The following is a 4,650-nucleotide window of genomic DNA, read 5'->3' on the forward strand; positions in this document are numbered from 1 at the left end:
TGTGGTCATTTCCAATACTGATCCTCTTGCCGGTGCAGATCCGGAGGCGACCAGGTTCAGGATCTTTCCCTGGTTTACGCCACAAATTCCGGTATGTGGCTCCTCTACAAATGATTTCAACGCTGAAGAATGCCAGTGGTATCTCCGTGCTGTTGAACTCCCCTGCCTCATGCCCTGCTGTACTACTGTCCAAAGCCCGCTGGTGTCCACAATGAAGCTATGGGTATACAACTGAAGCCATCCTGGATAGCGGTATTGTCCACCTTAGCGCTCAGTTTGCTGCAGCGCACCAGTTCAGTTCCGTTTAATCCGGTCCGTTCGCCAAACCTGAGCAACTCATCAGGTGTATTTCTGGATTTCGCGCCTTTGCCGCCGCAGATATAAATCCCCAGATCGCGGTAGTGCGGATTGATGGCTGATTTTAACGCGCCCATTACTGAAGTGGTAATTCCGGAGGAATGCCAGTCCATACCCATCACTGCACCTAAGCTTTGAAACCAAAAGGGATCACTTAGCCTGCGCAGCACTTCTGAAGTGCCGTATTCCGCAACGATGGCTTCTGTGATCGCAAAGCCCAGTTTAGCCATGCGCTCGGCCAGCCATTTGGGTACATAGCCATAATGCAAGGGTAAATCAGCAGAACCCGATCTTTTCATACTAACAAATTTAGCAAATACCTACGCCTTTTGCAATAAAATATAAAGTACCGAGGTTTTCCAAACTCAAAGTTTTAGCTTTGCGGCTCCAATAAATTGAGCATCCCCAATGAAAAGCAAGATCAACATCCCTCCTTTGCCCGCCGTATTGGGCGCTATTGTTAGCGTACAGGCCGGGGCTGCAATTGCCAAAGGGTTATTTCCCGTTTTAGGCGCTACGGGCACTGCATCTGTGAGGATTGGCTTGTCTGCACTCATCCTTTTGGCAGTGAACAGACCAAATCTAAAAAGGCTGACCAAAGCCCAATGGAAAGCTGTAATCCCCTATGGGCTCTGCCTTGGTGCTATGAATGTGATCTTTTACATGTCGCTTGAGCGCATACCATTGGGTTTGGCGGTGACACTGGAATTCATCGGGCCGTTGCTTCTTGCTGTGGCGGGATCGAGGCGCATTATTGAATTTTTATGGGTATTGCTGGCGGCAGCCGGGATCGCTTTTATTGCGCCATGGAATGAGAAAAGTATAGATCTTGTCGGTGCGTTGCTGGCTTTGCTGGCAGGTGGGTTTTGGGCAGGATACATCGTGGTGGGCAGACGGACCTCAAAAATAATGGATGGCGGCCAGGCGGTAACTATAGGGATGATCTTCGCAACCATGATCGTGCTGCCATTTGGAATCGCCAGCGGTGCATTGGGCAATTTTACGCCCATCATGATCCTGAGCGGTACTGCCCTGGCCCTGCTGTCAAGCGCCATTCCGTTTACACTGGAAATGAATGCCATGCGGAAAATACCGGCGCAGACCTTTAGTATTCTGATGAGTCTGGAACCCGCGGTAGCCGCCATCTGCGGATTGATTTTTCTGCACGAGCGCTTGTCTTTCTATGAATGGATGGCTGTAGCGCTGGTGGTCATCGCCAGCGCGGGCGCTACACTTACTAAAAACAAAAAGAACCTTTAGCTATACAGAATGAACCGTTAGCTGGCCATCTGGATCAGTGCCGCTTCATTTTCCGTTTCAGAAACGATCATCACAATGAGTGAGCGCTGCTGTTCATCGCGAAAATTGAGTACCAGGTTTTTGCCTTTGTTATTCCTGATCATACTGCTCAAACGGGGAAACAATAAAGAAAGGGCCTCTATGCGCTGGGCATCATCGCTTTTTACCACTAAGAATTGTGAGTTTGCATCCTGATGCTGTATATTTTCCTGATATGGGTGTGTTAATTCCATGATTAAATATTTAGATTCTGGTTATGTGTAACAAGTCTATTACCTATTAGACGTTGAATACACACGATTTGATACAGCAGCATCAAAATATATTTACAAACACTTACTTAAGCAGCTCGTCTATAGCTTTATAGGTCATGGGATGGTAGTTTGGCCTGGCCTCTTTGTAGATCTCTTTGGCTTTTTTTAATCCTTCAGGTGTGTTCATCATTTCCTTGTACAGCGGGATGATGTGCCACATTCTGCCGTTTTCTATCAGGTAATCTTTTATCCTTTGATCAGCTGTAGTATAGCCATATTTAATGGCCAGCGTATACCAGGCCAGCTGGATATCGGTATTGTTGGAGGCTGTAAATTTAAATTCCTTATCTAAAAAAGCCATTTGTGCAAGAGAAAGCGGAGATTTTAACCTGCTGATAAAGAACCGCTTTTCATTGCTCGTGGCCACTTCTTGTTTCAGCGCTGAGGTATCCAGTTTATTTTTATAAAACCCAGCTGCAAGGGCTTCAATTTTAGTGAACTTCCCGTCTTTGCTCCAGAGGTTTTTAGGATAGACTACATTAGCAGGCACTCCTGTTCCATAGATCCAGTCTTTAATGCCGATCTTCTTTTCCAGTGCCGCATCTCCTTTTATAAGACTTTCGTTGAGGAAAGCAACGAACTGTTCGGTACTGACCGATTGAAAGGCGTGGCTGTCAAACCAGCTCCTCAGGAAGGGATCAAACTTCGCTCTTCCCACAATCGCTTCAATAGTCCGCAGGAAGAAATATCCTTTTTCATAAGCAATGTCATTGGTGCCTTCATCGGCACTGCGGCCGGTAAAATCCGCTTTTAGCCGGGTGTCTTTGTTGTCTGCACCCATATCTTTTATTGCGGCTTCCAGCGCCTGCTTACCAAATTCTTCCTGAATCTCAGCTTCTTCTTTGCCGTAAAGCGTCTCGTCTATCCGGCGCTCAAAATAGTTGGTAAAGCCTTCATTGAGCCAGAAATCATTCCAACTGGCATTGGTGACCAGGTTGCCGCTCCAGCTGTGGGCCAGCTCATGGCAGATGATGCTCACCAGCGAGCGGTCACCCGCAATGATGGTCGGGGTGATAAAGTTCAGGTTGGGGTTTTCCATTCCGCCAAAAGGAAAACTGGGCGGCAGGATGAGCAGATCGTACCTTCCCCACCTATAGGGGCCATATAGTTTTTCTGCCGCATCCACCATTTTGCCCATATCAGCAAATTCATAGATTGATTTGTTCATTGCCGAGGGCTCGGCATAGACGCCGGTCCGGGAATCCACCGCCTTAAAAGCAATATCGCCAACGGCCAAAGCCAAAAGATAAGACGGGATGGGATGCACCTGTTTGAACTCATAAACACCTGTAGTATTCTTTTTTTGCGGGTTCTCTGCACTCATCAACGCCAGCAGTTCTTTGGGAACACTGACTTTGGCATTATAAGTAAACCTGATTCCGGGGCTGTCCTGGCAGGGGATCCAGCTGCGTGCCGCGATACTTTCGGACTGGGTAAATAAATACGGGTGTTTCTTTCCTGCGGTTTGCTGAGGATTGAGCCATTGCAGTGCGCCGGCGTCTTTGCCGCTTGAATAATAAATATTTACCTGTTTGGTTGCGGGCGCAATGGCCACATGCAGGCCTGTTCCGAGATATTTGACATCTTTATCCACGGTAAAAGTGGTCTCCTGCTCTTCAGATCCGCTTCCCTCTCCTCTGCCACCAAGGGTGATCTTGCTGATGTTCAGCCCGCTGTTGTCAAAGATGATTTCCTTTCCTTTTGCTTTATTGCTGATCTTCCAGGAAGCTCTTCCGCTGACCTGCTGATGCTCAAAATCTACTTTAATGTCCAGGTCCAGGTGCTCAGCAACGGCCAGTTCCGGTTTTGCGAAGGAATGCGGGTCATTGAGCACAGGAATGGCACCAGACATCGTTTTATCTTTAGGGGATGGATTGCAGGACAATAAGATGATGGCCGGAGCCACTAACAAAGGAGCCAGAACGCTTAGCTTTTTCAGTAATTTCATCAGTCAACAAGTTTAGTGATGGCGAAGTTACTATTTAATAAATGTCTTCCCAGCTCTTCCTTGTAACTTCTCCCTATCGGGATCTGGTGTTCGTTGATGATGATCTTGTTCTTTTCAATCTGCCTGATCTTGTCTTTGGATACAATGAAAGATTTGTGCACCCTGATGAACAGCGCCTCAGGAAATATTTCACTCATGTATTTAACGGAGCCTTTGATCACTATTTTCTGATTGGCGGTGGTATGTGCTATGGCATAGTCTTTTAATCCTTCTATATGGGTTACTTCATCGTAGTATATTTTTATCTTTTGGGTGCCGCTTTTTACGAATACGAATTCGGGCAGGTTTTCCGGAGTCTGGACAGGCTTGCTTTGCAGCTCGTACCAGTCGATGCTCAGCTTTACTGCTACCATCAGTGCCAGGTACCATATCGTACTAAAGAAGTTGTAGGACATGGTTTCCAGCAGGTTACTGTTGCGCATAGGCCCGATCACATAGCCGTACAGGAAATAGTCAAAAAGGCTCTGGGCAACCATATAACCGGCAACGGAAAGCAGGACCAGCAGAAAATAATGCAGGTATTGCTTTTGCAAAAAGTATTTTGGCAGGAAATATTGAATGTTGAGATAAGCAATAGCCACCAGCATCACTACCCGTCCGATGACGCAGAGTAAAAAATAAGGCAGGTTGGCTTTATGGATGAGGTATCTTTTTTCGTAGGCAAAGAAGGCG

General features: G+C 46.9%; 4 protein-coding genes and 1 pseudogene. 1 reads left to right on the forward strand and 4 read right to left on the reverse strand.

Annotated features, from left to right (window positions below; all coding sequences use genetic code 11):
* A pseudogene (locus VK541_RS19055) lies at positions 1 to 656 on the reverse strand (DUF763 domain-containing protein); the annotation flags it as partial.
* Positions 657 to 765: 109 nt separating this feature from the next.
* Here VK541_RS19055 and VK541_RS19060 point away from each other — a divergent pair.
* Positions 766 to 1,617 carry a DMT family transporter gene (locus tag VK541_RS19060; protein WP_324371999.1) on the forward strand — a complete coding sequence of 284 codons (852 nt, stop codon included), beginning with the start codon at positions 766 to 768 and terminating at the stop codon, positions 1,615 to 1,617.
* A gap of 17 nt (positions 1,618 to 1,634) precedes the next feature.
* Here the strand turns inward: VK541_RS19060 and VK541_RS19065 are convergent, their stop codons facing one another.
* The 3 genes from VK541_RS19065 to VK541_RS19075 all read right to left on the reverse strand — a co-directional run.
* Positions 1,635 to 1,889, reverse strand: a complete 255-nt coding sequence (locus VK541_RS19065) for a hypothetical protein (protein WP_324372000.1) — start codon at positions 1,887 to 1,889, stop codon at positions 1,635 to 1,637.
* Positions 1,890 to 1,992: 103 nt separating this feature from the next.
* Entirely contained in the window at positions 1,993 to 3,918 is a 1,926-nt protein-coding gene (locus VK541_RS19070; RefSeq protein WP_324372001.1) for a M1 family metallopeptidase, read from the reverse strand.
* A partial coding sequence (locus tag VK541_RS19075) for a LytTR family DNA-binding domain-containing protein (RefSeq protein ID WP_324372002.1) occupies positions 3,918 to 4,650 on the reverse strand: 733 nt, incomplete at its 5' end. The genes VK541_RS19070 and VK541_RS19075, both read right to left, overlap by 1 nt.

Origin of the sequence: Pedobacter sp., assembly GCF_035317785.1 — a bacterium.
GTDB lineage: Bacteria > Bacteroidota > Bacteroidia > Sphingobacteriales > Sphingobacteriaceae > Pedobacter.

Coding starts and splice junctions, on each gene's coding strand:
- VK541_RS19060 (WP_324371999.1), top strand. CDS start 766: ATGAAAAGCAAGATCAACATCCCTCCTTTGCCCGCCGTATTGGGCGCT.
- VK541_RS19065 (WP_324372000.1), bottom strand. CDS start 1,889: ATGGAATTAACACACCCATATCAGGAAAATATACAGCATCAGGATGCA.
- VK541_RS19070 (WP_324372001.1), bottom strand. CDS start 3,918: ATGAAATTACTGAAAAAGCTAAGCGTTCTGGCTCCTTTGTTAGTGGCT.